A 26,845-nucleotide genomic window follows, 5' to 3' on the forward strand; every position below is an offset into this window, starting at 1 on the left:
AGCATGGCAGCAGGTGTCACTTCAGCCAGCTGTCCACCAGCTGCTTGTTGTCCGCGATCCACTCCTTCGCCGCGGCCTGCTCGTTGCCGGTGCCCTTCTTCTGGAGGAGGAGTTCCAGGCTGCCGAGCTGGCTGCTCGTGAGGTGGAAGTTCTTGAGCCAGCCCGCGACCTCGGGGTTGGCCTTGGAGTAGCCCTTGGAGGCGACCATCTGGACCTTGTCGGGCTTGCCGTAGGCCTTCTTGGTGTCCTTGAGGACCTTCAGCGGCATCGAGGTGTACGCCCAGTGCGGCCGCCAGAGCGTGACCACGATGGGCTTCTCGTCCTTGACCGCCTTCTTCAGGGCGGAGAGCATCGCCGACGTGCTGGACTCGGTGAGGTCGTACTCGCTCTTGAGGCCGTAGTCCGGCAGCACGGGGTCGCGGGTCAGGCGCATCAGGCCGGAGCCCGCCTCGATGCCCACGATCTTGCCGCCGAACTCCTTGGACTTCCCCTTGAGGTCCTCGATGGTGTTGACGTCCTTGACGTACTTGGGGACGGTCAGGTTGAGGTCGGCCGGCTCGTACCAGGTGCCGAGCTTCTCCATCTTGGGGCCGAGCTTTTTCCAATAGGTCTCGTGGGTGACCGGCAGCCAGGCGTCGAGGTAGATGTCGGCCTGCTTATTGGCGACGCCGGTGTAGGTGCTGGCGACGTCCAGGTCACGGACGTCGACCTTGTACCCCTTGTCCTCCAGGATCTGCTTCCACAGGAAGGTCGCGGAGACTCCCTCGTCCCATCCGGCGACGTAGGCCAGCTTGACCGTCTTCGAGCCACCGCTACCGCTGTCGTCGTCGGATCCCCCCTCGACCTTGGAGGTGTTGCCGCTGCATGCGGTGGCGAGCAGGGTGAGGGCGGCGGCGGTACAGCCGAACAGGTAGGTGGTGCGGCGGCGGCGGTTGCGGATCATGGCTGGAGCTCCTGTCTTCACGCGGAAACCGGAGTGGTGGACGAGGCGGGAGAGGACGACTTCTCCGTGTCGGCCACCGGGGTCTTGCCGGTGCGCCCGCGCCCCGGCCAGCGGCGTATACGGGGTGTGGCGAGGGCACTGGTGGTGCGGTCGAGGAAGATGGCGAGGAACACGACGGCGAGGCCGCCCTGGAAGCCGATCCCGACGTCGAGCTGGCTGATGCCGCGCACCACGATGGTCCCCAGACCGTCGGCACCGACCATGCCGGCGATGACGACCATGGAGAGCGCCAGCATGATGACCTGGTTGATGCCGGCCATGATCGAGGGCAGGGCCAGGGGGAGTTGGACACCGCGCAGGATCTGCCCGTTCCGGGCGCCGAAGGCGTGCGCGGCTTCCACGACCTCCCGATCGACCTGCCGGATGCCCAGTTCGGTGAGGCGCACGGCGGGCGAGATGGCGAAGAGGATGGTGGCGACGACGCCGGGGACGAGTCCGATGCCGAAGAAGAAGACGGCCGGGATGAGGTAGACGAACACCGGCAGCGTCTGCAGGAAGTCGAGAACAGGCCGAACCAGGGCGCTGACCAGCGGACTTCGGGCGGCCCAGATGCCGATGGGTACCCCGATGACCACGGCGAACACCGATGCGACCACGACGACGGCGAGCGTCTGCATCGCCGGGGTCCACAGGCCCATGCCCTGGATGAGGAGGAACGCGCCCAGGGTGTAGAGGGCGAAGAACCAGCCGCGTGCGAAGAACGCCAGGATGGTGAACACCGCGATGATGACCACCATGTGAGGGGCCGTCAGTACGTACAGGACCGCGTTGACGAGTTCCGTCATCACAGTGGTGACGGCGTCGAAGAGGCCGCTGAGGTTCTCGGTCAGCCAGTCGACGGCCTTGTTGACCGGGGTGCCGAGATCAACGCTGAACAGCATCGGCCACCTCCTCTTGAGTGCTGCCCGATGTTTCCGAAGTATCGCCCTCTTCGCGGGAGTTGGGTGCTTCTGGTGCAGAGAGAGCGGTGAGCAGTGCCGCGCGTGGTACGACGCCGAGGAGCCGGCCGTCGTCGTCGGTCACGGCCAGCGGCACCGCGTACCGCCCGGCCGCCGGGAACAGATCCACGAGCAGCGTGTCGGGGCCCGCCCGCCCGTATGCGTCGGTCAGGCTCTCCGGGCTGTCGCGCAGCGAGGCGTGCCCCGCGTCGGCGGCCCGTGCGATGTCCTCGGCGTGCGCCACACCGGAGACGAGCCCGTCGCTGTCGAGCACGTAGACGGCGCCGGCCTCGATGTCGGCCATGGCGCGAAGGACATCGCGCGGGGCGTCGTCGAGGCCGGCCGTCGTCAGCGGCTCGCGCATGACGGCGCGGGCGGTCAGCACGCGGGAACGGTCCACGTCGGAGACGAAGTCGCGTACGTAGGCGTCGGCGGGGGAGTCGAGGATGTCGGTCGCGGTGCCGAGCTGTACGACGCCGCCGTCCCGCATGACCATGATCCGGTCGCCGAGCCGCATCGCCTCGTTGAGGTCGTGGGTGACGAAGACGATGGTGCGGCGCAGATCGCGCTGCAGGCCGAGCAGTAGATCCTGCATGTCCCGGCGGATCAGGGGGTCGAGCGCGCTGAACGGCTCGTCCATGAGCATGACTTCGGCATCCGTGGCCAGCGCGCGGGCCAGGCCGACGCGCTGCCGCATGCCACCGGAGAGCGCGCTGGGGTAGGCCTCGGCCCAGTCGGAGAGGCCGACGGTGCTGAGCGCCCAGTCGGAGCGCTCCTTTCGCTCGGCGGCGGTGCCGCCACGCAGTTGGATGCCGTACGCGGCGTTCTCGCGGACCGTGCGGTGCGGGAAGAGCGCGAAGTGCTGGAAGATCATGTTGACCTTGCGATTGCGCAGCTCGCGCAGGTCCGCATCGTTCATGGCCAGCAAGTCCCGGCTGTCGACGCGGAGTTCGCCCGATGTCGGCTCGATGAGACGGTTGAGCATCCGGAGCAGAGTCGACTTCCCGGACCCGGACAGGCCCATGACGACGAAGAGTTCGCCGGGTTCGACGGTGAAGGACACATCGCGCACGGCATGCACCGTGTTGTCGGCGGATTCAAAAACCTTGTTAAGCCGTGCTGCTTCTATCACCGTGCCCCACCTCCAGGGGTCCGCGCGGGGCGGTTGGAACAAGTCCGGGCTGGTGTTTCGCATTGCGCAACAATTGTGCAGTACGGTGTGACGATGCCGTTGATCGTGACGGCGCGTCAAGGCTCTTGCATCCGGGCAACCGCGAATTAACGTCTGCGGGCGGCTAGTTGGGTCGCCGAGGCGGAGAGCTGGAGGGTGCTGTGGCGACGACCGGCAGCCGTGGGCGAGCGCGCGACCGTGCGGTCCAGTCCGTCGACCGTGCGGTGTCGGTGCTACAGATCCTGGCCGTGCGCGGGCCGTGCGGCGTCACCGAGATCGCCGGTCAGCTCGGCGTGCACAAGACGACCGTGTTCCGGCTGCTCGCCACCCTGGAGGCGCGCGGTCTGGTCGAACAGGGCGCGGGCCGGGGCCGCTACCGCATCGGACACCCGCTCACCGAACTCGCCGCCGCTGCCGCGAAGAACACCGATCTGTTCCTGCTCAGCCGCCCCGTCTGCCAGGAGCTGGCGCAGGCCGCGGGCGACACCGTGAACGTCTCCGTCCGCGAGGGCCGCGACGTGGTCACCGTCGGCCAGGTGGCGGGCGAGGCGTCGATCGCCAGCGTCGACTGGGTCGGCAGACGCTGCCCACTGCACGCCAGCGCCGCGGGCAAGGTCTTCCTCGCCCACCCCGCCCCTGACCGGCACGGGCGCCTGCCCGCGGAGCTGCCCCGGGGCAGGCGCCTGGAGCGGTTCACGCCCCGCACCATCACCCGCAGGGAGCACCTCGCGAAGGATCTCGCCGTCGTGCGCGAACGGGGCTACGCCGTCTCGTTCGAGGAGTACGAGATCGGCCTCGTCTCCCTCGCCGCGCCCGTTCGCGCCCTGGACGACACGGTCGTCGCCGCCGTGACCCTCGCCGGGCCCGCCTTCCGTATCCGTGAGGACACCGCGCCCGTCCTCGCCGGAATGCTGCTCGCGGCCGCGGCGCGGATCTCGTGGCGGCGGGGGCAGGTCAAGCGGGGCTGAGCCCGGCGAGGCCGGTCCGGCCGCGGTCGCGACCGGTGTGCGCTGGCACTTCCTGGATAGGCTCCACGTATGAGCAGCAAAGGTCGCGCGCGGGACACGTCGGTTCAGTCGGTGGACCGGGCGGTGTCGATCCTCCAAGTGCTGGCCGTGCAGGGGCCGTCCGGCGTCACGGAGGTCGCCGACGCCCTCGACATCCACAAGTCGACCGTGTACCGGCTGCTCGCCACCCTTGAGGCGCGCGGCCTCGTCGAGCAGGACAGTGAGCGCGGCAGCTACCGCATCGGCTACACCGTGGTCGAACTCGCGGGCGGGGCGACCAAGGGCAATGACCTGTCGCTGCTGAGCCGGCCGGTCTGCCAGGAGCTTGCCGCCGCCGTCGGCGAGACGGTGAATGTGGCGGTCTACGACGGCGAGGCCGTCATCAGCATCGACCAGGTGCTCGGCAACGCGGCCATCACCAGCATCGACTGGGTCGGCAAGCGCACGCCCCTGCACGCCACGTCGGCGGGCAAGGTCTTCCTGGCGCACATGCCGCAGCCGGAGGCCGCCGAGATCCTCGAGCAGCCGCTTGAGGAGTACACGCCGCACACCATCACGGACCCGGCGCTCCTGAAGGAGCAACTGCAGGGGGTGCGCGAGCTGGGTTACGGCGTCATCAGCGAGGAGCTGGAGATCGGGCTCGCCTCGCTGTCCGCCCCCATCAGGTCGCTGAACGGCGAGGTCATCGCCACCGTGACCGTCTCGGGGCCGACGTTCCGGATCAATGACCACACGATCTCCGGACTCGCCGAACAACTGGTGGCGGCCGGCGAAAAGATCTCGTGGCGCAAGGGCTATATCCGGCGCGGCTGATTACGCAGCGGTAGGGGTTGACGACGCGGTCTCGTGCGCCGCACATTTGTCTCGCATCGCGTTGTTGTTTCGTATCGCGAAACGGGAACGTGGCGACGTCGTCGTCACGCAGCCATCCCCGTTGTCCCCTGCCGTCACATCCGGGTCGTCCCCCCATCACGTCCGGGGTCGTTCCCCGCATCACATCCGGGGTCATCCCCGTCACATCCGGGCCACAGAGCTTCCCTGCCTCCCTTGGAGCTGTCGTGCGCGCACCGAACACGAACCTGGATCCCCTGCTCCAGCCCTTCCGGCTGAAGCACCTCACCCTGCGCAATCGGGTGGTCAGCACGTCCCACGAGCCCGCCTTCGGTGAGGACGGACTGCCCAAGGACCGCTACCGCGCCTACCACTTGGAGAAGGCCCGCGGCGGCGTCGGCCTGACGATGATCGGCGGCTCCGCGGTCGTCTCCCCCGACAGCCCGCCCTCCTTCGGCAACCTGCTGCTCTACCGCGACGAGATCGTGCCCTGGCTGCGGCTGCTCGCCGACGACGTGCACGCGGCGGGCGCGGCCGTCATGTGCCAGGTCACCCACCTAGGGCGCCGCACCAGCAACTACACGGGGGACTGGCTGCCGGTGGTCGCCGCCTCCCCGCTGCGCGAGCCCGCGCACCGCGCGTTCCCGAAGGCCGCCGAGCTCTGGGACCTGGACCGGATCGTCGCCGACTACGCGGCCGCGGCGGTGCGCTGCAAGGAAGGCGGCCTGGACGGCATCGAGTTGCAGTCGTACGGCCACTTCTTCGACGGGTTCCTCTCCCCGGCGACCAACCACCGCGACGACGAGTACGGCGGCGACCTGGAACACCGGATGGCCTTCCCCCGCCGCGTGATCCGGGCGGTGCGCGAGGCGGTCGGCCCCGACTTCGTCGTCGGCATCCGCATGGCCCTGGACGAAGCCCTCCCCGGCGGCCTCACGTTCACCGAAGGACTGGCTGCCGCCGAGCAGTTCACCGCCGACGGCATCGACTTCATCAGCGCCATCCACGGCACCATCGAATCCGACGCCTCCCTGTCGCGGACGATCCCCTCCATGGGCACGCCGCTCGGCCCCTTCCTCGACTTCACCGGCGAGATACGCCGCCGCCTCGACATCCCCGTCATGCACGCCGCCCGCATCGCCGACCCCGCCACCGCCCGGCACGCCCTGCGCGAAGGCCTCCTCGACCTCGTCGGCATGACGCGCGCGCAGATCGCCGACCCGCACCTCGTCGCAAAGATCACCTCCGGTGAAGAGGACCGCATCCGCCCCTGCGTCGGGGCGAGTTACTGCCTGGACGCGATCTACGACTCCGGGGACACCAAGTGCATCCACAACCCGGCCACCGGCCGTGAACTCCAGATCCCCCACACCGTCCCGGCCGGAACGGGGCCGCGCCGCAGGGGAGTTGTCGTCGGAGGCGGCCCCGCGGGCCTCGAGGCCGCCCGCGTCCTCGCCGAACGCGGTCACGACGTCGTGCTGTTCGAGGCGGGCGACCAGGCGGGCGGCCAGATCCGGCTCGCCGCGCAGAACCCCCGCCGCCACGACCTCCTCGGCATCGTCGACTGGCGCGTCGCCGAGTGCAAACATCTCGGCGTCGACCTGCGCCTGGGCGTCTACGCCGAAGCGTCGGACGTGCTCGCCGAACACCCCGACCTGGTCATCGTCGCCACCGGCGGCCTGCCCAACCGCTCCTTCCTCGCCGCGGGGGAGGGACTCGTCGCGGACACCTGGGACGTGATGTCCGGCTCCCTGCGCCCGCGCGCCGGCCGGGACGTCCTGATCTACGACGACCACGGCGGCTACCCGGCCATGGACGCCGCGGAACTCCTCGCCACGCACGGCGCCCGACTGGAGTACGTGACACCGGAACGGACGCTGGCACCCGACGTCGGCAGCATGAACTCCCCTGCATACATACGGGCGTTCACCGAGCACGACGTCACGGTCACGCTCGCCCGGCGACTGCGCTCCGTGCGTCGGAGCCGGGCTGGGGACGGTAGCGGGGGCGGCCGGCTGGTGGCGATCCTGTTCAGCGAGTACACCGGCACCGAGACCGAACGCGTCGTCGACCACGTCGTCGTCGAGCACGGCACCCTGCCCAACGACGAGCTGTACACCGATCTGCTGCCCGCCTCCCGCAACTTCGGCGAGGTCGACCACCGGGCCCTCCTCGCCCGCGAGGCGCAGACCGTCGTCCGTAACCCGGCGGGCCGCTACCAGCTGTTCCGCATCGGCGACGCGGTCACCAGCCGCAACATCCACGCCGCCGTGTACGACGCGCTGCGCCTCTGCCTGCCGGTCTGACGAGTCCGACGAGCCTTCGGAGAGACACCATGACTGTTCACGCCTCCGACACCACCACACCCGCCGACCTCGTCGCCCGCCGCACCCCCGGACACAGCCTCGAAGCCCCCTTCTACGTCAGCGACGCGCTCTTCCGCCTCGACGTCGACGCCGTCTTCGCCCGCAGCTGGATCTTCGCCGCCGCCGAGGCCGAACTCCGGGAACCCGGCGACTACATCACGCTCACCCTCGGCGCGTACTCCGTCATCGTCGTCCGCGACGACGACGAGGAGGTGAGGGCCTTCCACAACGTGTGCCGCCACCGGGGCGCCCGTATCCTCAACGACGAGCGCGGCTCCGTCGGCAACATCGTCTGCGGCTACCACCACTGGACGTACGGCGTCGACGGGACGCTGCTGCACGCCGAGTCGCAGTCGCCCGACTTCGACCGCTCGTGCTTCGGTCTGCGCTCCGTCCATGTACGCACGGTCGCCGGCCTCGTCTTCCTGTCCCTGGCGGCCGAACCACCCGCCGATTTCGACGAGTTCGCGGCCCGCGTCGAGCCGTATCTCGCGCCGCACAACCTGGCGCGCGCCAAGGTGGCCCAGCAGATCGACCTCGTCGAGCACGGCAACTGGAAGCTCACCATGGAGAACAACCGCGAGTGCTACCACTGCGCGGGCCACCCCGAACTCCAGCGCTGCTACTTCCCGCTCTACAACTTCACCGAGGACGAGGTGCCGCCGGGCATGCGGGCCACGTTCGAGCGCTTCCAGAAGGCCGACGCCGAGGCCCGTGCCACGTACGAGTCCCTCGGCCTGCCCTACGCCACCATCGAGGAACTGGTCGAGCGCCCCACCGGTTTCCGTGTCCAGCGCGAACCGCTCGACCTCGCGGGGGAATCCTTCACCCCCGACGGCAAGGCCGCCGTACGCCGCCTGCTCGCCGACTTCCCGACGGCGCGCCTCGGCCACCTCGGTCTCCACCTGCAGCCCAACGCCTGGTTCCACTTCCTGGCGGACCACGCGGTGCTGTTCTCCGTCGTCCCGCTCGCCGCCGACCGCACCCTCGTACGCACCACATGGCTCGTGCACGCGGACGCCGAGGAGGGCATCGACTACGACCTCGACAGCCTGACCGGAGTCTGGGTGGCCACCAACGAACAGGACGCGGTCTTTGTCTCCCGGGCCCAACTGGGCGTCAGCAGCCCCGCGTACGGTCCGGGCCCCTACAGCCCGACCGAATCCCAGGTCGAGGACTTCGTCACCTGGTACATCAACCGGCTCACGGCGCACCTGGAGGGGCCATGACGACAGCGACGCTGACCGCGGCGGGACTTCCGCCCGCCTGGGCCGACGGCCTGCTGGTGTGCCAGCAGGTCCACGATGTGACGGCGGACGTGCGGACCTTCGTCCTCGCGCCCACCGAACCGCGGCTCTTCCGCCACGACCCCGGCCAGTTCCTCACCCTCTGCCTGGACATCGACGGCGAGCCCGTCGAGCGCTGCTACACCCTGTCCTCCGCGCCCACCCGCCCCGACCTCGCCACCATCACGGTGAAACGCGTCCCCGGCGGGCACGTGTCCAACTGGCTGCACGACCATCTGGCACCCGGGGGCACGGTGTGGGCGCGCGGCCCCCTCGGCCGGTTCACCATCAACCAGCACCCCGCCCCGAAGTACCTGTTCCTGTCGGCGGGCAGCGGTGTGACCCCGCTGATGTCGATGACCCGCACGCTGTACGACCTGGCCCACCCCGTGGACGTCGCCTTCGTCCACAGCGCCCGCACCTTCGACGACATCATCTTCCGCCGGGAACTGGACTTCATCGCGGCGGCGTCCCCCAACTTCCGGATACGCCACGTCCTCGACGACCACGGTGAGCAGCTGAACGCACGGATGCTGCGGTCCTTCGCCCCCGACCTCGCCGAACGCGAGGTGTTCACCTGCGGACCGGCCGGCTACATGCGGGCGGTACGCGAAATGCTCGCCTCCGAGGGCTTCGACATGGCCCACCACCACGAGGAGAGCTTCACCTTCGCTACACCGGTGCCGACCGAACCGGAGTCCGTCCCCAACGCCGGCACCGGCCTCGTCACCGGCTTCAAGGTCCAACTGGCCCGCACAGGGCGCACCATCGAGTGCGACGCCGAGACCCCCGTCCTGGCGGCCGCCGCCCGCGAGGGCATCACGCTCCCCGCATCCTGCGCGCAGGGCCTCTGCGGAACCTGCAAGACGACCCTCCTGTCCGGCTCGGTCGACATGCGGCACGCGGGCGGCATCCGCCCCCGCGAGATCGCCAACAACAAGATCCTGCTGTGCTGTTCGACGCCGCGGGAGGATCTGGTGATCGACGTGTAGCCCCCAGCCGCGCGGTGGCTCAGGCGCTGGGTACGGCGATCCGCCCGGCGACAGCCCCCGCCGCCGCGAGCCCGACCACCGCCAAGCAGCTGCTCACCAAGAACGGGTCGAAGGTGTCGAGGGTGGGGGCGAAGCCGAGGCCTACGTAGAGCGTGACACCCGTGGATCCGCCCAGTTGGTCGGCGGCCCGCTGGATGCCGGAGGCGATGCCGGCGTCGGCCTCGGTCACGCCGGTCACCGCGACGTACTGCAGCCCGACGATCCCGAAGCCCATCCCGGCCGCGATGAGCACCATGGCCGGGACCAGTGCCCAACCGGCCGCCCCGAGCGAGGCGATCAGCGCGATGGTGGCCATCGCCAGCACCGTGAAGCCGATCCCGGCCAGGACGCACACCCGGGCACCCCAGCGCCCGAGCAGCCGAGGCACCAGCACCGAGGCCGCGATCAGGGACACCGCCAGCGGCAGCATCGTCAGACCCGCCTCGAGCGGTCCGGCGCCCAACCGGTCCTGCAAGTAGTAGGTGAACAGCAGGAACGACGTGGACAGCGCGGCACTCAGCAGCGCGGTGGCCGTGTTGGCCAGGACGCGCGGCCGGTTGCGGAAGAACCGGAGCGGCACGAGTGGGTTCCGTGACCGGCGCTCGATCTTGACGAAGAGGATCCCGGCCGCCACCGCGCCGCCCAGCGCCAACGGTGGCAGCCAGGGCAGGGCGCCGTCCGTCGCCCCCGCCTCGACGACACCGAGGGTGAACAGCAACGGCGCCGCGATCAGCAGGAGCGAACCGGGAAGGTCCAAGGGCGCGCGCCCGACGGGCCGTTCGCCCGGTACGAGGAACACCGCCGCGGCGAGTACGAGCAGGATGAAAGGCACGGACGCCAGGAAGATCCATCGCCAGCCGAGCAGCTCGGTGATGACACCGGAGACCACGAACCCGAGGACAAGGCCGCAGCTCGCGACGGCCGCCCACAAGCTCAGCGCCCGCGACCTGCGCGGCCCCTCGGGAAACAGGAGGACGATCACCGCCATCGCCGCGGGAAGCGCGATCGCCTCCCCGGCGCCCTGCAACAGCCGCGCCGCCACCAGCACGGCGAACGACGGCGCGAGTCCTGCCAGCAAGGACGCGGCGCCGAACAGCGCGGTGCCGAGCAGCAGGACGTGGCGCCTGCCCAGCACGTCGCCCAGTCGGCCGCCCAGCATCAGCAGACCGCCGCCGGTGATCGTGTACCCGACCACGACCCAGGTCAGAGTGTGCCCGTCGACGCCGAAGTCGGCGCCGATCGAGGGCAGGGCGACATTGACCACGGTGACGTCGACCGCGATGAAGAACTGCAGCATGGCCATGCAGCACAGCACCAGCCACGCACGCACCGGGGACGAACTGCCCCCGCGGGAAGAGGAATTGCCTGAAAACACAGAGTGCTCCGTTGCCCAGAAACGATTCCGAGCAGCACAAACGCGCCGCTCCGGTCCAACCGAGGAGCGACAGGGCGTTCAGCCGAAGACAGAAGTGAGAGGAACGCCCGCCGCTAGCGGAGCGTCCTCGTCACCGCGGCGCAAGCGGCCGCGCACGAGGCAGCAGACATGCCGGCGATGCTACCGGACCGCCTCGTAGGGGTGTCCGGGGCGCGTGGCTCCGTCCATCGGTGGGCCCGGACACACGCTCTTGATGGCGCTCGCCCTCACGATCCCCGCCGTGAAGGTCGCCCGACCGGGAGCCTGCGGGTGCGCCGCGCCTGGTGGTGACGGGGCGGCGCACCCGGTCCGTCAGAGCTTGCCTGCCCCGTTCGGCTGCGGGGTGTCGGCCACAGGCGTCGGCAGGTCGGCCGCCAGGTGGTCGTGTGCCGCGTCCGGGTCGGTCAGGCGGTTCAGGCGGGCCGGGACGTCGAGGCCGACCAGGACGACGACGATGATGGTGCCCGCGAAGGTGAGGACAGCGAGGGCCCGGCCCAGCGGCATTCCGTCGGCCAGTGACGCGCCCAGGACCGGGGCCACGGCGCCACCGAGCGCACCCACGTTGTACGTGAAGCCGAGCGCGGCCGCCCGGTTCTCGGTGGGGAAGTGGCCGCCGATGTAGCGCGGCAGCAGCCCGGAGATGCCGAAGCTGAGCCCCTGCAGGACGAACAGGAGCGCGCCCAGCAGGAGCAGATTGTCCTTGACCGCGAAGACCGGGAAGACAAACACCATCGACGCGATGAGCGTGAGCGCGTACGCCTTCTTCGTGCCGATCCAGTCACCGACGAACCCGGCCAGCCAGCAGCCCGCCATCGTGCCGAAGCCTGCGAAGAACATCGCGTTGCTGACCTGGTCGGGGGAGTAGCCGAGATCCGACTTGAGGTACGTCGGAAGGAGCGCCTGGATGGGCCAGGTGTAGAGGAACGCGAAGAACACCGTCACGGTCATCGCCACGTACAGCGTCCAGTTGCGGCGCCCGCCCAGCTGCGCGGCGAGCGCGATGAGGCCGACGCCCGCGACGACGGAGAGCACGGGCACGTACCCCGCCCCGATGGGGGTGAAGACAGCGAAGAGGGAGACCGTCGCGGCGACGGTCAGGACGGTGTTGGCCGTCGCGCGGGCCGTCGTCGCGAAGAGCGGCCGGAAGGGGTTGGGCTTCGTCGCCCGCTGCTCGACCGTCTCGCTCCACTCGGCGGCCTCCGGCAGCGACCGGCGCAGCCACAGGGCGACCACGATCGGGATGATCCCGAGGTAGAACATCCACCGCCAACCCAGCGACGGCACCACCCACTTGTACACCTCGGCCGCAAGGACGGAACCGACCGAGAACCCGGAGATCAGGAACCCGCTCGCCCGGTTGCGCAGGCGCGCCGGCCAGCTCTCCATCGCGTACGTCGCACTGGCGCTGTACTCGCCCGCCATCCCCATGCCGATGGCGAGCCGGGCGACGAACAGGCTGGTGTAGTCCCAGGCGAAACCGCAGGCGAAGGTGCCGAGGGAGTAGAGGAGGATGCTCACCACCATCGACAGCTTGCGGCCGTAGCGGTCGCCGAGGGCGCCGAGCACCGCGCCGCCGATCCACCGGGTGATGAACGCGGCGGACACCAGACTGGCGCCCTCCACCGTGCTGAGCCCGAAGTCGTCACTGATCTCCGTGAGGACGAGGGTGATCAGGACGAAGTCGAAGCCGTCCAGGACATAGCCGACCCAGGCGGCGAAGAACGACTTCCACTGGGTACCGGTCACCTCGCGGTACCAGGGACGTGTGTCGTGGGTTGTATGGCGCACGGTGTCTCCAGAATGTCGGACCGCCTCGGCATTGAGCACGGGCCGCGGGCGGTGGCGTGTCAGCGCTGGGTGAGTCCTGCGACGAATTGGCCGGTCAGGGCCGTGGGGGCGGTGATGGCTGTGCCGACCACGACACTGTGGGCGCCGCGCGCGAGGGCCTGCGCGGCCTCCTGCGGGGTGCGGATGCGGCCCTCGGCGACCACGGGCACGTCGAGGGCCGTGGCGAGCGCGGCGACGAGGTCGAGGTCCGGCCCTGCCTGCTTCGGGGTACCGGGGACGTAGCCGGAGAGCGTGGTGGACACCAGGTCGGCGCCCTCGGCCGCCGCGGTGACACCTTCGTCGAACGTCGCGACGTCGGCCATCACCAGGGCGCCCGCCGCGTGCACGGCCTCGGCCGCCGCGGCGAAGGTGCTGCCGTCGGGGCGCGGTCGGTCGGTGGCGTCGATCGCGACGACGTCGGCGCCGGCCTCGGCGATCGCCACGGCGTGCCGGACGGTCGGCGTGATGTAGACGCCGGTGTCGCCGTCCTTCCAGAGGCCGATCAGGGGCAGGCCGACGGCGGCGCGGATCGCGGCCACCACCTCGGGTTCGTTGGCGCGGACGGCGGCGGCGCCGCCTGCGGCGGCAGACCGTGCGAGACGGACGAGGGTGGAGGTCTCGCGCATCGGATCGCCGGGCGGGGCCTGGCAGGACACGATCAGCCGGCCGGCGAGGGCTTCGGCGAGGGCGGCGGGGGAGGGAATGCCGGTATTCATCAGAGATTCTGCTTCTGGTCGTGGGGGTGGTGGAGGGGAGCGGTCGCGGTGAGTGCGGCGGCGCCGAGTACGGCCGCGTCCGCGCCGCCTCTCGGTGCCTGCGGCCTCAAGTGGCTTAGTAGCGGCAGGAGTTCACCCGTGAACGCGCGGTCCAGCGCGTCCCGGTACAGCGGACCGATCCGTGGTACGCCGCCCGCGACCACGACACGGTCGGGGCCGAGCGCGTTGGCGAGTCCACCTAGGGCGCGCCCGGTCGCCGTCGCGCCGATCGTGATGGCACGGAGCGCGTCGTCGTCCCCGGCCGCCGCGCGCTCGGCGACCGTCTGCAGGCGGTCGACGGGCCGCCCGGTGAGCCGCTCGTACAGGGCCGTGATGCCGGGCCCCGAGGCGACGGCCTCCAGGTGTCCGCTCGCGCCGCAGGTGCACGGGAGCCCCGCGGCCTCGGGGCTCGGCAGGTGTCCGAGGTGGCCGGCGACGCCCGCGGCCCCGTGCAGCATCCGCCCGCCCGCGGCGACGGCGCCCCCGACTCCCGTACCGACGGCGACGAACAACAGCGTGGCGTCGCCGTCGAGCGCGGCGAGTTCGGGTCCGGCCGTGGCGCGTACGTCGTTGTCGCAGGCGACCGGGAGGCCGGTGCGGTCCGCGAGGCCGGCGCCGAGCGCGGTGCCCGCCCACCCGCGGATCGTGTCGGTCGAGGCGGTCACCATGCCCGTACGAGGGTTGATCACACCGGCCGCGGCGATACCGACGGCCCGCGCGCCGTGGTCGACGGACCGTGCCGCCTCGGCGAGGGCGTCGAGGACGGCAACGGGCCCCTCAGTGGCGGGTGTTGGGCGGGTGTGCCGGTCGAGTACAGACCCGTCCGGGGCCACCAGGGCGGCGTCGATCTTCGTGCCACCGAGGTCGAGCCCGATGACGGGACCGGACACGGGAAGGGGCCCGGTGCTCATCGGACCGGACGCGCCAAGGGGCCCGCTGCTCATCGGACCGGACACGGGAAGGGGGCCTGTGGTCATCGGACCGGCGCGAGCCCGGCGGCCCGCAGGCGGGCGGCGATGCTCTCGACGGCCGCCTCGCCCAGCTGGATCTGCGGGAACGCGGTGTCGCCGTTGTCGATGACACCGAGCAGGCGCAGGGCGCCCTTGAAGGATCCGAGCGCCGACGAGCTGCGCCCCATGTCCCCCTCGGGACCGACATCGACGATGCCGAAGAGCTCGACGAGCCGCTCCTGCTCCTTCGCCGCAAGATCCCAGTCACCGGCGCGGGCGGCCTCGTAGAGACGTACGTACGCGGCGGGATCCACGTTCCCGATACCCGGTACGACACCGTCCACCCCCGCCAACAGGGCCGCGTCCACGGTGAGTTCGGAGCCGGTGAGGATGCTGAAGTCGGGCGCGGGGCCGGTCTCCCTGCCGTGCCTGCCGCCCAGCTCGACGATCAGACGCCGCAGCCCGCCCTCGTCGCCACTGCTGTCCTTGACGCCCGCGAGCGTGCCGTCCTGCGCCAACTCCCGCAGTAGCGCGGCGGACAGCTTGCTGTGCACCGACACCGGCAGGTCGTACGCGAACAACGGCAGGTCGACGCGCGCGCGGATGCGCCGGAAGTGCCGGGCGATCTCCAGCGGGTGCGTGCGCGTGTAGAACGGTGCGGTGGCCACGAGCCCGTCGGCGCCCAGCTCCGCGGCCTTCGCGGCGTGGTCGAGGACGCGCGGCGTGGTGGTGTCGATGACACCGGCGAGCACCGGCACTCGGCCCGCGGCGGCGGACACCACCGTTTCCAGGACCGTGGCGCGCTGCGCGTCGGTGAGGTAGGCGACCTCGCTCGTCGAGCCCAGCGCGAACAGGCCGTGCACGCCGCCGTCGACGAGGTGCTCGACGAGCCGGGACAGAGAAGCGCTGTCGACGTCGCCCTGTGCGTCGAGCGGCGTGCAGACGGGCGGGACGACCCCGCGAAGAGGGCTGGTGAGAGGCATTGCGGTTGCTCCAGTGCTGCTGCGGAGGCGTGGCGCATGATCGGCCACGAGGTAAGACGTAAGATGTCTTACGTCAGGCGTCACCATAGACTCAGCTGGGCGCCACAGGTCAAGAGCGTCGTGAGTCACACCGGGAATTACGCCGGTAAGCAACACCGGGTCGTCACATCACGCCCGGCCGATCGGAAGGAGTCGTCGGTGGCCCGCACCACGCTGACCGCGGACGTGCAGGAGAGCATCAAGCAGCTGATCCTGGAGCGCGGTCTCGCGCCCGGCAGCCCGCTGCCGCCCGAGGGCGAGCTGGCGGAGCTCTTCGACGTCAGCCGGGTCTCGCTGCGCGAAGCGCTCAAGGCGCTGCAGGCCTTGCAGGTCATCGAGATCCGGCGCGGCTCCGGCACCTTCGTGGGCTCGCTCTCCCTCGACCCCTTCGTGAAGGGCCTCGCCTTCCGTGCGGCCGTGCGGCACCGCAACGGGGAGCCGAGTCTGTACGAACTCATGCGGGTGCGCGAGGCGTTGGAGGCGGGACTGATCGAGAGCGTGGCGGTGTCCGTGCCCGAGGAGGACCTGGCTGCGCTGCGCGGGATCGTCGCGGACATGGAGAAGGAGGCGGAGTCGGGGCGCGTCGCACGGGCCACGGATCGCGCCTTCCATGTGGCGCTCTACCGCTCCCTCGACAACTACCTGCTCAGCGAGGTGCTCGACGCGTTCTGGGCGGCCATGGACCAGGTCCGCGACGACGTCGGCGACAGCCACCAGGTGGGTGCCATCACGGCCGCCCACCACAAGGCGATCGTCGAGGCCCTGGCCGCGGGGGACGGGCCCCGCGCGGCGGCGGCGATGCGTACGCACTTCGACGGCATCCGGGAGCGGCTTGCGCCGGGTGGCGTGGCCGCCGCCGCCCGACCGGTGGGCTGACCGCCGCCCGGCCGGTGGGCTGAGCCCGGCCCGTCAGTCGCTGGGGCCGGCCCCCTTCTCGTACCGGCCCCGCAGGTCCTCCCAGAAACCGAGCCCGACGGACTCGAACAGCCCGCGCACCGGCAGCTGCCCGGCAGTGTCGAGGTCGCCGGACGCCGCGCGGGCGAGCGCGTCGCGCATCGCGGCCGCGGCGCTGCCGACGTTGAGGAGGGGCATGATGGCCAGCGCGTATCCGGCCTCGCGCAGCACATCGAGCCCCGCGTCGGGTGTCTTGCCGCCGGGGACGAGGTTGAAGAGCGCGGGCGCGGCGACCTCGGACGGCACCCGCCGCACCTCCTCCATCGTCTGCGGCGCCTCGACGAACACCATGTCCGCGCCCGCCTCCACGTACCGGTTGACCCGGCGCACGGCCTCGTCGAAGCCGTGCGTGGCGCGGCAGTCGGTGCGGGCGATGAGGACGGTGCCGGGGTCGCGGCGCGCCTCGGCCGCCGCCTCGATCTTCGCGGCGAACTCCCCGGCGTCCACTACGCGCTTGGCGTCGAGATGCCCGCAGCGCTTGGGGAACTCCTGGTCCTCCAGCTGGATCGCGGCGACGCCCGCGCTCTCGTAGAGCTGGACGGTTCGGTACGTGTGCGTGAAGTCGCCGAACCCGGTGTCCGCGTCGGCGATCAGCGGGATGTCCAACACCCCTGCGAGCAGCCCGGCCTGACGCACCATCTCGGTCTGCGTGGCGAGCCCGATGTCCGGCAGCCCGTTCGCGGCGGCCACGGCCGCCCCCGACATATAGGCCGCGCGGAATCCGGCGCCCGCGGTCAGCGACGCCGACAACCCGTCGTACACACCGGGCGCCAGCACAGCCGACCGCTCGCGCAGGATCTCGCGCAGCCGATTCCGTGTGTCCGTCATGAGTCTGCCTCCACCGGGTTGGTTCCTCGTTCGAGATCAATTCCTCATTCGACCCTCCGAGCGCCCGCGGGGGAAGTGGGCGACGACTGTCAGTGCGAGGGCCGCTGTGCGTCGGCCGGGACGGGGGAGAGCCGGTAGGTGCCGTCGTGGGTGACGACGTGGCCCGCCGTGGGCGGGGCGAAGTGGGTGCCCAGGACGAGCGTGTCCGTGCCCGCGAGCGAGTCGAGCAGCGCGCGGCGCGAGGTCTCGGACCGGTGCGGGTCGATGTCGACGCAGGCGCCGATGGCGGGGTGGGCGAGCTGTACGGGGTGGTGGACGCAGTCGCCGGTGATGACCGCCGTACCGCCGTGGCCGGTGAGCTCGACGGCCACGTGGCCGGGGGTGTGTCCCGGCGTGGGGAGCAGGCGCAGGCCGGGGGCGACGGTGAGCCCCTCGGCGGGGACGTCGACGAGGTCGAGCAGGCCCGCCTCCTCCACCGGGAGCACGGAGTCCCGGAACATCTGCTCGCGCGCCTCGTCCATCTCGTACGCGGCCCAGAACTCCCGCTCCGTGCGGGAGGTCAGGTAGCGGGCGCGGGGGAAGGTGGGGACCCAATCGCCGTTCACCATGCGGGTGTTCCAGCCGACGTGGTCGGCGTGCAGGTGAGTGAGGATCACCAGGTCGACCGAGTCCGGGGGGAATCCGGCGGCGGTGAGTGTGCGCAGGTAATCGGTGTTCAGGTCGCGCCAGGCGGGGTTGGCCCGTTCCTTGCCGTTGCCGATACCGGTGTCGACGAGGACGCGCAGTCCGCCGACGGTGAAGGCGAAGGTGTGGCTGTCGATACGGAGGGTGCCCTCGGCGTCGGCGAAGTCGGGCCGCAGCCAGTCCTGTTGGGCGACGAGGTCCGGTGTGGCGTCGGGCAGCAGCCACGGTCCCGTGGCGGGCGGAAGAGGTGTCTCGTCGATGCGGTGGACGGTGATGTCACCGACGGTCCAGGAAGGGGTGGTGGTCGCGGGAGTGGTGGCCATGAGGGTCCGTCCTTCGAGGTGGCGCTCAACGCTAAAAGCAACGTGTTTGCTTTAGTGGATCTTAGGGGCTACGGTCCACTAACGCAAACGATTAGCGTTTGTGGAGCTAGGAGGAACCGTCCATGTCCGATGTCGACCGGCAGGCCGCCGTCGCGGCCACCGCCGACCACATCCGCTCCGTCGTCGCGGTCCTGTGGGAGCTGGAATTCGGGGACACCCCGCCCGCCCTCGCCTACCGCGCGGAACGACAGGAAACCTCGGAGCACTCGGAACAGGAGAAGCCCGTTGCAGCCGTATGAGATGTCCCTGAGTCGGGCCGCCGAGGCGATCGGGGAGCGGCAGTTGTCCCCCGTCGAATTGGTGGACTCGGTCCTGAGCCGCATCGCGCAGGTGGAGCCGGACCTCGGTGCCTACGTCACCGTCACTGCCGAACGGGCTCGCGAGGCGGCACGCGACGCCGAGCGCGACCTGTCGGCCGGCCGGCATCGAGGCGCGCTGCACGGAGTCCCCATGGGGCTCAAGGACCTGATCGACGTCGCGGGCGTGGCGACAACGGCCAGCTCCCGGGTGCGCGACGGACATCGTGCGCGGACCGACAGTGCGGTCGCCGCCCGCCTGGCGGAGGCCGGCGCCGTACTGCTGGGCAAGACGCACACGCACGAGTTCGCCTACGGCCTGACCACCCCGCAGACCAGCAACGCCTGGGATCGCGGTCGGGTCGCCGGGGGTTCCAGCGGCGGATCCGCCGTCGCCGTCGCCTCCGGCATGGCGACCTACGCGCTGGGTACCGACACGGGCGGTTCGATCCGCGTGCCCGCCGCGCTCAACGGTGTCGTCGGCCTGAAGCCGACCTACGGCCTCGTCCCCCGCCGTGGTGTCACCTCCCTGTCCTGGTCGCTGGACCACGTAGGGCCGATCGCCCGTACCGTCGAGGACGCGGCGCATGTCCTGGGCGCGCTGGTCGGGCACGACCCGGACGACCCGGCCTCGCTCAGTGCCCCGTCCACGGACTACCGGCCGGGGCCGGGCGCGAGCCTCGCGGGGCTGCGCGTCGGGGTGCCGCGCACCTACTACTTCGACCACGTCCAGCCCGAGGTGGAGGCCGAAGTCCGGCGCGCCATCGGACAGTTGGCGGACCTCGGCGCCAGACTCGTCGAGATCGACATCCCGATGGCCCGGTACGTACAGGCCACGCAGTGGGGGCTGATGGTCCCCGAGGCGACCGCGTACCACGAGGGCACCCTGCGTACGGTCCCCGAGCTCTACCAGGCGGACGTCCGCACCCTCCTCGAAGCCGGTGAGCTGATGCCCGCCGGGGACTACCTGCGCGCCCAGCGCTCCCGGGCGCTGATGCGGGAGGAGTGGGCCCGCGTGCTGCGGCAGGTCGACGTGGTCGCCGCCCCCGCCGTCCCGGCGACCGCCGTCGAGGCCTCCCAGGAGACGATCACCTGGGCCGACGGCACGGTGGAGGCGGTCTCCGACGCCTACGTACGCCTGTCGTCCCCGGCCAACATCACCGGGATACCGTCCCTGTCCGTACCGGTCGGCCACGACACGGCCGGACTGCCCATCGGCATGCAGCTGCTCGGCCGCCCCCTCGGCGAACGCACTCTCCTGCGGGTCGGACACGCCTACGAGCAGACCCGGCCCGCTCGTGCGCTCGCGCAGGCGGCGTGATGAGGAAGCCGCAGACCCCTGGATGAGGAAGCCGCAGACCCTTGGATGAGTGAGCCCCGGACTCCTAGACGCAATGTTTTCGCTTTAGCATGGGTCCCATGAGCAGGCAGATGGCACGTCCCGGTGGGCGCAGCGCCCGGGTCCAGGCGGCGGTGCACGAGGCCGTCCGCGAACTCGCCGCCGAGGTGGGCCGGGACGCGGTGACGGTGCCGATGGTCGCCCAGCGTGCGGGCGTGACACCGTCGACGATCTACCGGCGCTGGGGCGACCTTCAGGCGCTGCTGTCCGACGTGGCGGTCGAACGCCTGCGGCCCGAGACGGAGCCGAAGGACCACGGCACCCTCGACTCCGACCTGACCGTATGGGCCGAGCAGTTCCTCGACGAGATGGCCTCGCCCGCCGGACGCGCCTACATTCGCGACGCCCTGCTCGGCGACCCGGACGGCAGCAACGCCGGCCAGTGCTCCGCCTACGCCGCCGAACAGATCGACGTCGTCCTCGCCCGCGCGAAGGGGCGCGGGGAGACGACACCCGATGTCGAGACGGTCATGGATCGCGTCGTCGCGCCCCTCATGTACCGGATCCTCTTCCGCCCGGACGGAATCGACGCCGCGTACGCCCGCCGCCTCGTGGCCGAGGTACTCGGCGGGATCGGCTGACATTGGGGCGCGGGCACCCCGCCGACGCCGTCCCCTTCAGCTGAGCTTCGGCGCCCGCACCGTCCGACCCACCTCCGCCCGCAGCTTCACGAACTCCGGCAGGCCCCGTGTCGCGATCTGGTCGCGTTCCACGGGGAGTTGGACCCGCAGGTCGAGGGCGACGCCGGAGTCCGGGGCGGGCGAGAGGGCGACCACGCGGTCGCCGACGTAGACACTCTCGTCGATGTCGTGCGTGACGAACACGATCGTGGCGCCGTCCGTGCGGTGGACGTCGAGCAGCAGGTCCTCCAGGTCCTCGCGGGTCTGCGCGTCGAGGGAGCCGAAGGGCTCGTCCATGAGGAGCAGCGACGGGCGGACCACCAGCGCGCGGGCGATCGCGACCCGTTGCTGCATGCCGCCGGAGAGCTGCCAGGGGTGGCGGCGGGCCGAGGATTCGAGGCCGACACGTGCCAGGATGCGGTCGGCCGCGGCCCGCCGTTCGGTGCGGCGCAGGCCCTGGCGGCGCAGCGGCAGCGCCACGTTGTCGCGGACCGTGAGCCAGGGCAGCAGGGAGCGGCCGTAGTCCTGGAACACGACCGCGAGGCGGTCGGGCACCCCGGCGACCGGTGTGCCGTCGACGGTGATCGTGCCCTCCTGTACGGGGAGCAGCCCCGCGATCGTGCGCAGCAGCGTCGACTTGCCGCAGCCCGACGGGCCCACGACACACAGGAGTTGACCGTCCGGCACGGTCAGGGACACATCGTGCAGGACGCGGTGGGAGCCGTAGGACTGGCTGATGGCGGTGAGGCGGAGCATGCCGGGCCCTCACCGGGCCCATGGTTCGTAGAGCGTGCCCTCGGTGCCGGCGACCTTGAGGTGCAGCAGGTGGGGGCCGTCCTCGTCGCCGAGGTGTGTCACCGCGCGGTCGAGGGCCTTGCCGAGGTCCTCCGGACGGTCCGCGTAGTGGGCCGCGCAGCCGAACGAGGCGGCGAGCGCCGCGAATTCGATGCCGCCGATGTCCGTCCCGGGTGCGGGATCGATGCCGATCCGGCGGCCGAGCGCGCGCACCGCTCCGTAGCCGCCGTTGTCGAGGACGATGAACGAGACCGGTGCCCGGTGTTTGGCCGCCGTCCACAGCGCCTGTACCGAGTACATCGCCGAACCGTCGCCCAGTACGCACACCACGCGCCGGTGGTCCGCGAGCGCCCGGCCGACGGCCAGCGGCAACCCCCAGCCGAGGGCTCCGCTGCCCGTGGTGAGAAAGCCGCCGGAGCGGTCGACCGGGACGCGGGCGTGGAGTGCGTCGCGATGACTGGGGGCCTCCTCGACGAGCACGCGGTCGCGGGGCAGGCGCCGGTACAGCTCGTCGAGGACCAGTTCGGGTGTGAGGTGGCTGCTGTCCGCGACGCTCACCGGGTGCGGACGGACGCGCGGCGGAGGCGGCTCGCGGTCCGACTCGCCCACGAGCGCCGCGAGTTGGGTCAGTGCCGGGCGCAGGGTCGTGACCAGGCTCGTGCCCGTAGGAAGCCATGTCGCCTGGGCCGGGTCGCAGTCCAGGTGGAAGAGTTCGGTGCCGGGCGCGAGCGGTGGGCTGTCGTCCACCACGTGGTACGTGAACACCGGCGTCCCGAGCGCCACCACCACGTCGTACGGTGCGAGGCGCGCGGCCAACTGGCCTGCCACCGGCGGCAGGAAGCCCTGGAAGAGTGGATGCGACTCGGGGAATCCGGAGCGGCCGGACAGCGGGCTGATCCAGACGCCCGCCCGGATCCGCTCCGCCAGCGCGAGTGCTTCGGGCAGCGCCGCCTCGTCGTCCACTCCCGGGCCGATGACCAGCGCGGGGCGGGCGCAGCTGTCGAGGCGGGCGGCGAGCGCGGCGAGCGCGTCGGGGCTCGCCGTGAAGTCCGTGTGCACCGCCCGGGGTTCGACCGGCTGAGCCGCCGCCCGGTCCCAGTCGTCCTCCGGCACGGACACGAACACCGGACCGCGCGGATGGGTCATCGCCACGCGGTGGGCCTCCGCGAGGACGGCCGGGACGTCCTCGGCGCGCTCGGGCTGGCGGGAGAACTTTACGTAGGGGCGCGGGAATTGGGCCGGTTCGTCGACCCCGAGGAAGGGTCGAAGCTGGATCAGCGAGCGCGCCTGCTGCCCGGCGACGATCACCAGTGGCACCCGGTCGCGGTAGGCGTTGAAGACGGCGCCGAGCGCGTTCCCGACGCCGCCCGCCGAGTGCAGACTGACGAACGCGGCGCGTCCCGTGCCCAGGCTGTGCCCCGCCGCCATGCCCACGGCCGTGGACTCCTGTAGGCCCAGGACGTAGCGGAAGTCGTCGGGCCAGTCGCGGAACATGCGCAGCTCCGTGGAGCCCGGGTTGCCGAAGACCGTGGTCATGCCGGTGGCGCGCAGCAGCCCGACGACCGCGTCCAGCACCGTGGTTGGCGTTCCGTGGGTGGCCTCGTCCGTCGTCGTCATGCCGTCCTCTCCGTGCCGAGCACGCGTTTCTCGATGGCCAGCAGGCCGGTGTTGAGCAGATAGCCGAGGACGCCGAGCAGCGCCAGGGCCGCCCACACGGTGAGCAGGTCCGAGCGCGACTGGGCGTCGGTGAGGATGAAGCCGATACCGTTCTCGGTGCCCGGCAGCAGCTCGGAGAAGACCATGAGGATCAGGGCGAGGGACAGGCTGAGCCGCAGTCCGGCGAAGATCCGGGGCAGCGCGGACGGCACGATGACGTACCAGAGCCGCTCGGCCGTCGTGAGCCGCAGCGCGGCGGCGACCTCGAGGCGCAGCGGATCGGTGTTGCGGGCGCCCTCCGCGGTGTTCACGAGCACCGGCCAGACGGCGCTGAACACGATCGACGTGATCTGCATCGGCGTACCGAAGTCGAGGACCACGACGAAGACCGGGACCAGCGCGGGCGGCGGCACGGCCCGCGCGAACTGCAGCACCGGATCGCACAGGGCGTACACCCGCCGGGAGCGGCCGATCGCCACCCCGAGCACGACCCCGGCCACGGCCGCGAGCAGGAAACCGGCCGCCATCCGGCCGAGGCTCGGGCCGATGGTGTCGAACGCGGCGTCGGTCAGGAACACATGGCGGACCGGTCCGGAGAACCACAGCTCGTACGCGTGGTGCGCGATGCGCGACGGGGGCGGGAAGAAGACACTGCCGTGCGCGCGGGCCGCCACCTCCCAGAGCGCGACGGCGAGCACCAGGACGGGCCAGCGCAACAAGGTCCCGGTCCGGACAACTGATCCACCTGATCGGCGAGTTGGCGCCTGCACCGTCCCCGTCACGCGCGCACCGCCCGCCGTTCGGGCGTCCACGGGAACAACCGCCGCTCGCCCCACACCAGTACGCCATTGATCAGCAGGCCGAGCACGCCCGCCCACACCACGCCCGCGAGCACGTCGCGGTTGCCGTCCGTGGCCTGTTGGGCCTGCGCGATGAAGATGCCGAGGCCCTCGCCGAACCCGGACAGCAACTCCGTGGCGACGGCCACGACGAGCGCGACGGCCGCCGAGATGCGGATGCCGGCGGCGATGAACGGCGCCGCGCCGACCAGTTCGACGCGCAGCAGCACCGCGCCCCGGCCGAAGCCGAAGGCGCGCAGCGTGTCCTTGGCCAGCGGCTCGCTCTCCCCGAGGCCGTACATCGTGTTGAACAGGATCGGCCACACCGAGGCGTACGTGACGAGCGCGACCTCCGTCTCCGTGCCGGAGCCGAGCAGCAGTGACACCAGCGGGATCAGCGCGACGGACGGCAGCGGCCGCAGGAACTCCACGATCGCGCGCACCGCGGCGTCGACCACCGGCACGCTCCCGAGCAGAAGCCCCGCCGGCACGGCGATCGCACACGCGAGCGCGAGCCCGAGCACCCAGGCGCGCAGCGTGGCGGCGACCCCGTCGAGGAACACCGAGTCGCCCGCCAGCTCAACGGAGCGGGCCAGGATGTCGGACGCGGGCGGCAGATACTCGCGCCGCACGATCCCGGCGCGCGACACCGCCTCGCAGACGCCGAAGGCCAGCAGCACGCCGAGGATGCCGAGCCCGGCGTCCCGGCGGCCGCGCCCGTTCACTTGACGACGAGCGTTGACGGGTCGACGGCCTTCTTCAACAGCCCCTGTTTCCGCATGAGTTCGGTGAGTCGGCGGAGCTGATCCGCATCGGTCTTCGACGGATACGCGGGCAGCCCCATCGACTTGGCCTGCGCGGCCTTGACCTTGCTGTACGTGGGCACCACCTTGCGGACGGCGGAGGGATCCTCGTCGGCGATCTTCGAGGCGGCCTCGATGGCGCGCTTGAACTTGGCGGCGGTGTCCGGGTTCTGCTTCGCGTACCGGGCGGTGGTGACGTATCCGCTGATGGGAAGCGACTCGACGGGGCTCGCGGCGCCGTCGATGAGGACCTTGGCCTTGAGGTCGCTCTGGATCGCGCTGTCGAAGGGCTCGACGACATGCACCGCGTCGACCTGGCCCTTCTCCAGGGCGGCGCCCATCTGCGGGAACGCGATCTGCCGGTACGCCGGCTTCCCGGCGCCCTGCTTCTCCAGGATCGCGTCGAGCGTCAGCGTCTGGATGTTGTTGAGGATATTGACGGCGACCTTCTTGCCCTTGAGGTCGTCCGCGTTCTTGATGGGGGAGTCCTTCGGCACCAGGACATCCATCATGTGCGGCGCCGTCCGCACGCCCTCCGCGAGGATGCGCACGTCGAGCGTGCCCTTCTCCTGGGCCTGCAGGAAGGTCACGTAGTTCGCGCTCGCGATCACGTCGACCTGCCCCTTGGACAGTGCCGGCAGTGCCTGGATGCTCTGCTGAACGGGCTGGATGCGGACATCCAGCCCCTCCTTCTTGAACAACCCTCGGTCGCGGGCGATGTACAGCGCGGCCGAGTCCGTCAACGGCAGGGCGGCGACGGTGACTTGGGAGTCCTGGCCGCCGCCGGAATCGTCCGAACCGCTGTCCCCGCACGCCGTCATCAGTAAGGCAAGTGTGGTGACGGCCGCCGCCGCACCACCCGTTCGCGTCTGCACCTGACGTAACGTCACAATCATTGCTTATCAGGTGATTGACGGTGATCGCCACAGGGCCTCTGCCGCCGTCACCGGATCATTGCTGGTCGCGGCGGAGCAGCAGATTCATGGCGGTGAGGGTCAGTACGGTCTCGCCGTGCTGGTCGAGGACCTCGACGTCGGTGTGGACGAGGCCCCGGTCGGGCTTGCTGCGTGAGGGGCGGGCCGAGCGGACCGTGGTACGGATCGAGAGGCTGTCACCGGGGCGGACCGGGCGCGGCCAGCGCAGTTCGTCGATGCCGGGGGAGGCCAGGCTCGCGACCTTGCTGACGTAGTGGTCGGCGTACAGGCGCATCATCACCGAGGCGGTGTGCCAGCCGCTCGCGATGAGCCCGCCGAAGGGGCCGGTGGCGGCGGCCTCGGGATCGGTGTGGATGTCCTGCGTGTCGAACTCCCCGGCGAAGCGGAGGATGGCCTGCTCGGTGACGGTGATGCTGCCGTAGGTGTACGTCGATCCGGGGACGTAGTCCTCGAAGTACCGCTTCTCGATGGGGGTGTTGAAGTCGGGGCCGATGGCGTGCGTCGATGGGGTGGTCATCGATCGCACGTTAGTCGACGGGCGCGGCGGCCACGCGGCGGACCCGTCGGCGCCGTGCACGTCGGGGTGCACGGCGGGGTGCACGTCGTGCGGACCGGTTACGCGTTGCCTTCGCCGCCGAAGCGTTGGCGGAACTCCTCGGCGAGGGTGCCACCGGCCGCCGCCACCAGCTGCCCGACGACCGGGTGGATGACGAGGCTGGTGACGGCGCCCGCGAGCGCGGGGAGGTGGCGGGAGAACCAGCGGCGTACGTACTCCATGGTGGAGAGGTCGGGTTCCGGCGCGGTCGCGGACTCCTCCAGCTCGTCGAGGAGTTCACCGGCGCGGTCCGGGGCGTCGGCCGGAAGCAATGCGCGGACGCGGGTGAACTCGGCGCGCAGCTCGGCCAGTTGCTGCTCGGTCACGGCGGTCGGCGCGCCGGGCCCCTCCACCCGGGAGACGGTGTTGTCGCGGCCGACGACGACCTGGCCGGAGACACCGCCTTCGGTCCGGATCTCGTAGTGGTCGCCGCCTGGTGTGTTGGGCATGAGGTCTC

26 protein-coding genes are annotated in these 26,845 nt (G+C 71.0%); 9 read left to right on the forward strand and 17 right to left on the reverse strand.

Annotated features, from left to right (window positions below; genetic code table 11):
• Nucleotides 1-16: 16 nt before the first annotated feature.
• Genes OG746_RS41240 through OG746_RS41250 form a run of 3 tightly spaced genes read right to left on the reverse strand, consistent with a single transcriptional unit; the run spans nt 17 to nt 3,073 of the window.
• Complete coding sequence (locus tag OG746_RS41240) at nt 17-943, reverse strand: glycine betaine ABC transporter substrate-binding protein (protein WP_266724112.1); 927 nt, start codon at nt 941-943, stop codon at nt 17-19.
• 17 nt (nt 944-960) lie between these two features.
• Complete coding sequence (locus OG746_RS41245; RefSeq protein ID WP_266724114.1) at nt 961-1,884, reverse strand: ABC transporter permease; 924 nt, start codon at nt 1,882-1,884, stop codon at nt 961-963.
• Nucleotides 1,868-3,073, reverse strand: a complete 1,206-nt coding sequence (locus OG746_RS41250; protein WP_404075159.1) for a quaternary amine ABC transporter ATP-binding protein — start codon at nt 3,071-3,073, stop codon at nt 1,868-1,870. The genes OG746_RS41245 and OG746_RS41250 overlap by 17 nt, the downstream gene beginning before the upstream one ends.
• A gap of 200 nt (nt 3,074-3,273) precedes the next feature.
• On the opposite strand from OG746_RS41250, the gene OG746_RS41255 reads away from it, so the two are divergent.
• The 5 genes from OG746_RS41255 to OG746_RS41275 all read left to right on the forward strand — a co-directional run bounded on the left by OG746_RS41255 (nt 3,274) and on the right by OG746_RS41275 (nt 9,594).
• Complete coding sequence (locus OG746_RS41255) at nt 3,274-4,080, forward strand: IclR family transcriptional regulator (protein ID WP_266724118.1); 807 nt, start codon at nt 3,274-3,276, stop codon at nt 4,078-4,080.
• 69 nt (nt 4,081-4,149) lie between these two features.
• On the forward strand, nt 4,150-4,932 hold the full coding sequence (locus tag OG746_RS41260; RefSeq protein ID WP_266724120.1) for an IclR family transcriptional regulator: 783 nt from the start codon (nt 4,150-4,152) through the stop codon (nt 4,930-4,932).
• A 245-nt stretch (nt 4,933-5,177) separates the two neighbouring features.
• A complete protein-coding gene (locus OG746_RS41265) occupies nt 5,178-7,256 on the forward strand; it encodes an oxidoreductase (protein WP_266724122.1) in 2,079 nt (692 codons plus the stop codon).
• A gap of 29 nt (nt 7,257-7,285) precedes the next feature.
• Nucleotides 7,286-8,545, forward strand: coding sequence for an aromatic ring-hydroxylating oxygenase subunit alpha (locus tag OG746_RS41270; protein WP_266724124.1), 1,260 nt, complete (start codon nt 7,286-7,288; stop codon nt 8,543-8,545).
• Nucleotides 8,542-9,594 carry an FAD-binding oxidoreductase gene (locus OG746_RS41275; RefSeq protein WP_266724126.1) on the forward strand — a complete coding sequence of 351 codons (1,053 nt, stop codon included), beginning with the start codon at nt 8,542-8,544 and terminating at the stop codon, nt 9,592-9,594. Before OG746_RS41270 ends, OG746_RS41275 begins: the two co-directional genes overlap by 4 nt.
• A gap of 19 nt (nt 9,595-9,613) precedes the next feature.
• Here the strand turns inward: OG746_RS41275 and OG746_RS41280 are convergent, their stop codons facing one another.
• The 5 genes from OG746_RS41280 to OG746_RS41300 form a co-directional block, all read right to left on the reverse strand.
• Nucleotides 9,614-10,936, reverse strand: a complete 1,323-nt coding sequence (locus tag OG746_RS41280; RefSeq protein ID WP_266724128.1) for an MFS transporter — start codon at nt 10,934-10,936, stop codon at nt 9,614-9,616.
• Between the two features lie 423 nt (nt 10,937-11,359).
• Nucleotides 11,360-12,835: a sialate:H+ symport family MFS transporter gene (locus tag OG746_RS41285; protein ID WP_266724130.1), complete on the reverse strand. Its 1,476-nt coding sequence runs from the start codon at nt 12,833-12,835 to the stop codon at nt 11,360-11,362.
• Nucleotides 12,836-12,894: 59 nt separating this feature from the next.
• Nucleotides 12,895-13,590, reverse strand: coding sequence for an N-acetylmannosamine-6-phosphate 2-epimerase (locus OG746_RS41290; protein WP_266724132.1), 696 nt, complete (start codon nt 13,588-13,590; stop codon nt 12,895-12,897).
• Nucleotides 13,590-14,540 (reverse strand): ROK family protein, encoded by a 951-nt coding sequence (locus OG746_RS41295; RefSeq protein WP_266724134.1) that lies wholly within the window; start codon nt 14,538-14,540, stop codon nt 13,590-13,592. Before OG746_RS41295 ends, OG746_RS41290 begins: the two co-directional genes overlap by 1 nt.
• Before the next feature lie 62 nt (nt 14,541-14,602).
• A complete protein-coding gene (locus tag OG746_RS41300; protein ID WP_266724136.1) occupies nt 14,603-15,562 on the reverse strand; it encodes a dihydrodipicolinate synthase family protein in 960 nt (319 codons plus the stop codon).
• Nucleotides 15,563-15,760: 198 nt separating this feature from the next.
• On the opposite strand from OG746_RS41300, the gene OG746_RS41305 reads away from it, so the two are divergent.
• Nucleotides 15,761-16,477, forward strand: coding sequence for a FadR/GntR family transcriptional regulator (locus OG746_RS41305; RefSeq protein WP_266724138.1), 717 nt, complete (start codon nt 15,761-15,763; stop codon nt 16,475-16,477).
• A gap of 33 nt (nt 16,478-16,510) precedes the next feature.
• On the opposite strand, the gene OG746_RS41310 is transcribed toward OG746_RS41305, so the two are convergent.
• Both OG746_RS41310 and OG746_RS41315 read right to left on the reverse strand, forming a co-directional pair.
• Entirely contained in the window at nt 16,511-17,383 is an 873-nt protein-coding gene (locus OG746_RS41310) for an isocitrate lyase/PEP mutase family protein (RefSeq protein ID WP_266724140.1), read from the reverse strand.
• An 89-nt stretch (nt 17,384-17,472) separates the two neighbouring features.
• A complete protein-coding gene (locus tag OG746_RS41315) occupies nt 17,473-18,390 on the reverse strand; it encodes an MBL fold metallo-hydrolase (RefSeq protein ID WP_266724142.1) in 918 nt (305 codons plus the stop codon).
• A gap of 122 nt (nt 18,391-18,512) precedes the next feature.
• On the opposite strand from OG746_RS41315, the gene OG746_RS41320 reads away from it, so the two are divergent.
• From OG746_RS41320 to OG746_RS41330, 3 genes are all read left to right on the forward strand, one after another.
• Complete coding sequence (locus OG746_RS41320) at nt 18,513-18,689, forward strand: hypothetical protein (RefSeq protein WP_266724143.1); 177 nt, start codon at nt 18,513-18,515, stop codon at nt 18,687-18,689.
• On the forward strand, nt 18,676-20,067 hold the full coding sequence (locus tag OG746_RS41325; protein WP_266724145.1) for an amidase: 1,392 nt from the start codon (nt 18,676-18,678) through the stop codon (nt 20,065-20,067). Before OG746_RS41320 ends, OG746_RS41325 begins: the two co-directional genes overlap by 14 nt.
• Nucleotides 20,068-20,165: 98 nt before the next feature.
• Nucleotides 20,166-20,726: a TetR/AcrR family transcriptional regulator gene (locus tag OG746_RS41330; protein ID WP_266724147.1), complete on the forward strand. Its 561-nt coding sequence runs from the start codon at nt 20,166-20,168 to the stop codon at nt 20,724-20,726.
• Nucleotides 20,727-20,762: 36 nt separating this feature from the next.
• Here OG746_RS41330 and OG746_RS41335 read toward each other — a convergent pair whose 3' ends face one another.
• The 7 genes from OG746_RS41335 to OG746_RS41365 all read right to left on the reverse strand — a co-directional run bounded on the left by OG746_RS41335 (nt 20,763) and on the right by OG746_RS41365 (nt 26,837).
• Nucleotides 20,763-21,521 (reverse strand): ABC transporter ATP-binding protein, encoded by a 759-nt coding sequence (locus OG746_RS41335; protein ID WP_266724149.1) that lies wholly within the window; start codon nt 21,519-21,521, stop codon nt 20,763-20,765.
• 9 nt (nt 21,522-21,530) lie between these two features.
• Nucleotides 21,531-23,177, reverse strand: coding sequence for a benzoylformate decarboxylase (gene mdlC, locus OG746_RS41340; protein WP_266724151.1), 1,647 nt, complete (start codon nt 23,175-23,177; stop codon nt 21,531-21,533).
• Nucleotides 23,174-23,935, reverse strand: a complete 762-nt coding sequence (locus tag OG746_RS41345; protein ID WP_266724153.1) for an ABC transporter permease — start codon at nt 23,933-23,935, stop codon at nt 23,174-23,176. Before OG746_RS41345 ends, mdlC begins: the two co-directional genes overlap by 4 nt.
• Nucleotides 23,936-23,994: 59 nt before the next feature.
• Complete coding sequence (locus OG746_RS41350; RefSeq protein WP_266724155.1) at nt 23,995-24,780, reverse strand: ABC transporter permease; 786 nt, start codon at nt 24,778-24,780, stop codon at nt 23,995-23,997.
• Complete coding sequence (locus OG746_RS41355; RefSeq protein WP_266724157.1) at nt 24,777-25,733, reverse strand: ABC transporter substrate-binding protein; 957 nt, start codon at nt 25,731-25,733, stop codon at nt 24,777-24,779. The genes OG746_RS41350 and OG746_RS41355 overlap by 4 nt, the downstream gene beginning before the upstream one ends.
• 76 nt (nt 25,734-25,809) lie before the next feature.
• Nucleotides 25,810-26,310 (reverse strand): MaoC family dehydratase, encoded by a 501-nt coding sequence (locus OG746_RS41360; protein ID WP_266724159.1) that lies wholly within the window; start codon nt 26,308-26,310, stop codon nt 25,810-25,812.
• Between the two features lie 98 nt (nt 26,311-26,408).
• Complete coding sequence (locus tag OG746_RS41365) at nt 26,409-26,837, reverse strand: hypothetical protein (RefSeq protein ID WP_266724161.1); 429 nt, start codon at nt 26,835-26,837, stop codon at nt 26,409-26,411.
• Nucleotides 26,838-26,845: the final 8 nt, after the last annotated feature.

The organism is Streptomyces sp. NBC_01016 (assembly GCF_026341035.1).
Classification (GTDB): domain Bacteria; phylum Actinomycetota; class Actinomycetes; order Streptomycetales; family Streptomycetaceae; genus Streptomyces.

Bases quoted from the DNA above. Each gene is read 5' to 3' on its own strand.
- OG746_RS41240 (WP_266724112.1), bottom strand. From the start codon at position 943: ATGATCCGCAACCGCCGCCGCCGCACCACCTACCTGTTCGGCTGTACC.
- OG746_RS41245 (WP_266724114.1), bottom strand. From the start codon at position 1,884: ATGCTGTTCAGCGTTGATCTCGGCACCCCGGTCAACAAGGCCGTCGAC.
- OG746_RS41260 (WP_266724120.1), top strand. From the start codon at position 4,150: ATGAGCAGCAAAGGTCGCGCGCGGGACACGTCGGTTCAGTCGGTGGAC.
- OG746_RS41270 (WP_266724124.1), top strand. From the start codon at position 7,286: ATGACTGTTCACGCCTCCGACACCACCACACCCGCCGACCTCGTCGCC.
- OG746_RS41275 (WP_266724126.1), top strand. From the start codon at position 8,542: ATGACGACAGCGACGCTGACCGCGGCGGGACTTCCGCCCGCCTGGGCC.
- OG746_RS41280 (WP_266724128.1), bottom strand. From the start codon at position 10,936: ATGGCCATGCTGCAGTTCTTCATCGCGGTCGACGTCACCGTGGTCAAT.
- OG746_RS41290 (WP_266724132.1), bottom strand. From the start codon at position 13,590: ATGAATACCGGCATTCCCTCCCCCGCCGCCCTCGCCGAAGCCCTCGCC.
- OG746_RS41295 (WP_266724134.1), bottom strand. From the start codon at position 14,540: ATGAGCACCGGGCCCCTTCCCGTGTCCGGTCCCGTCATCGGGCTCGAC.
- OG746_RS41300 (WP_266724136.1), bottom strand. From the start codon at position 15,562: ATGCCTCTCACCAGCCCTCTTCGCGGGGTCGTCCCGCCCGTCTGCACG.
- OG746_RS41310 (WP_266724140.1), bottom strand. From the start codon at position 17,383: ATGACGGACACACGGAATCGGCTGCGCGAGATCCTGCGCGAGCGGTCG.
- OG746_RS41315 (WP_266724142.1), bottom strand. From the start codon at position 18,390: ATGGCCACCACTCCCGCGACCACCACCCCTTCCTGGACCGTCGGTGAC.
- OG746_RS41320 (WP_266724143.1), top strand. From the start codon at position 18,513: ATGTCCGATGTCGACCGGCAGGCCGCCGTCGCGGCCACCGCCGACCAC.
- OG746_RS41330 (WP_266724147.1), top strand. From the start codon at position 20,166: ATGAGCAGGCAGATGGCACGTCCCGGTGGGCGCAGCGCCCGGGTCCAG.
- OG746_RS41335 (WP_266724149.1), bottom strand. From the start codon at position 21,521: ATGCTCCGCCTCACCGCCATCAGCCAGTCCTACGGCTCCCACCGCGTC.
- mdlC (WP_266724151.1), bottom strand. From the start codon at position 23,177: ATGACGACGACGGACGAGGCCACCCACGGAACGCCAACCACGGTGCTG.
- OG746_RS41360 (WP_266724159.1), bottom strand. From the start codon at position 26,310: ATGACCACCCCATCGACGCACGCCATCGGCCCCGACTTCAACACCCCC.
- OG746_RS41365 (WP_266724161.1), bottom strand. From the start codon at position 26,837: ATGCCCAACACACCAGGCGGCGACCACTACGAGATCCGGACCGAAGGC.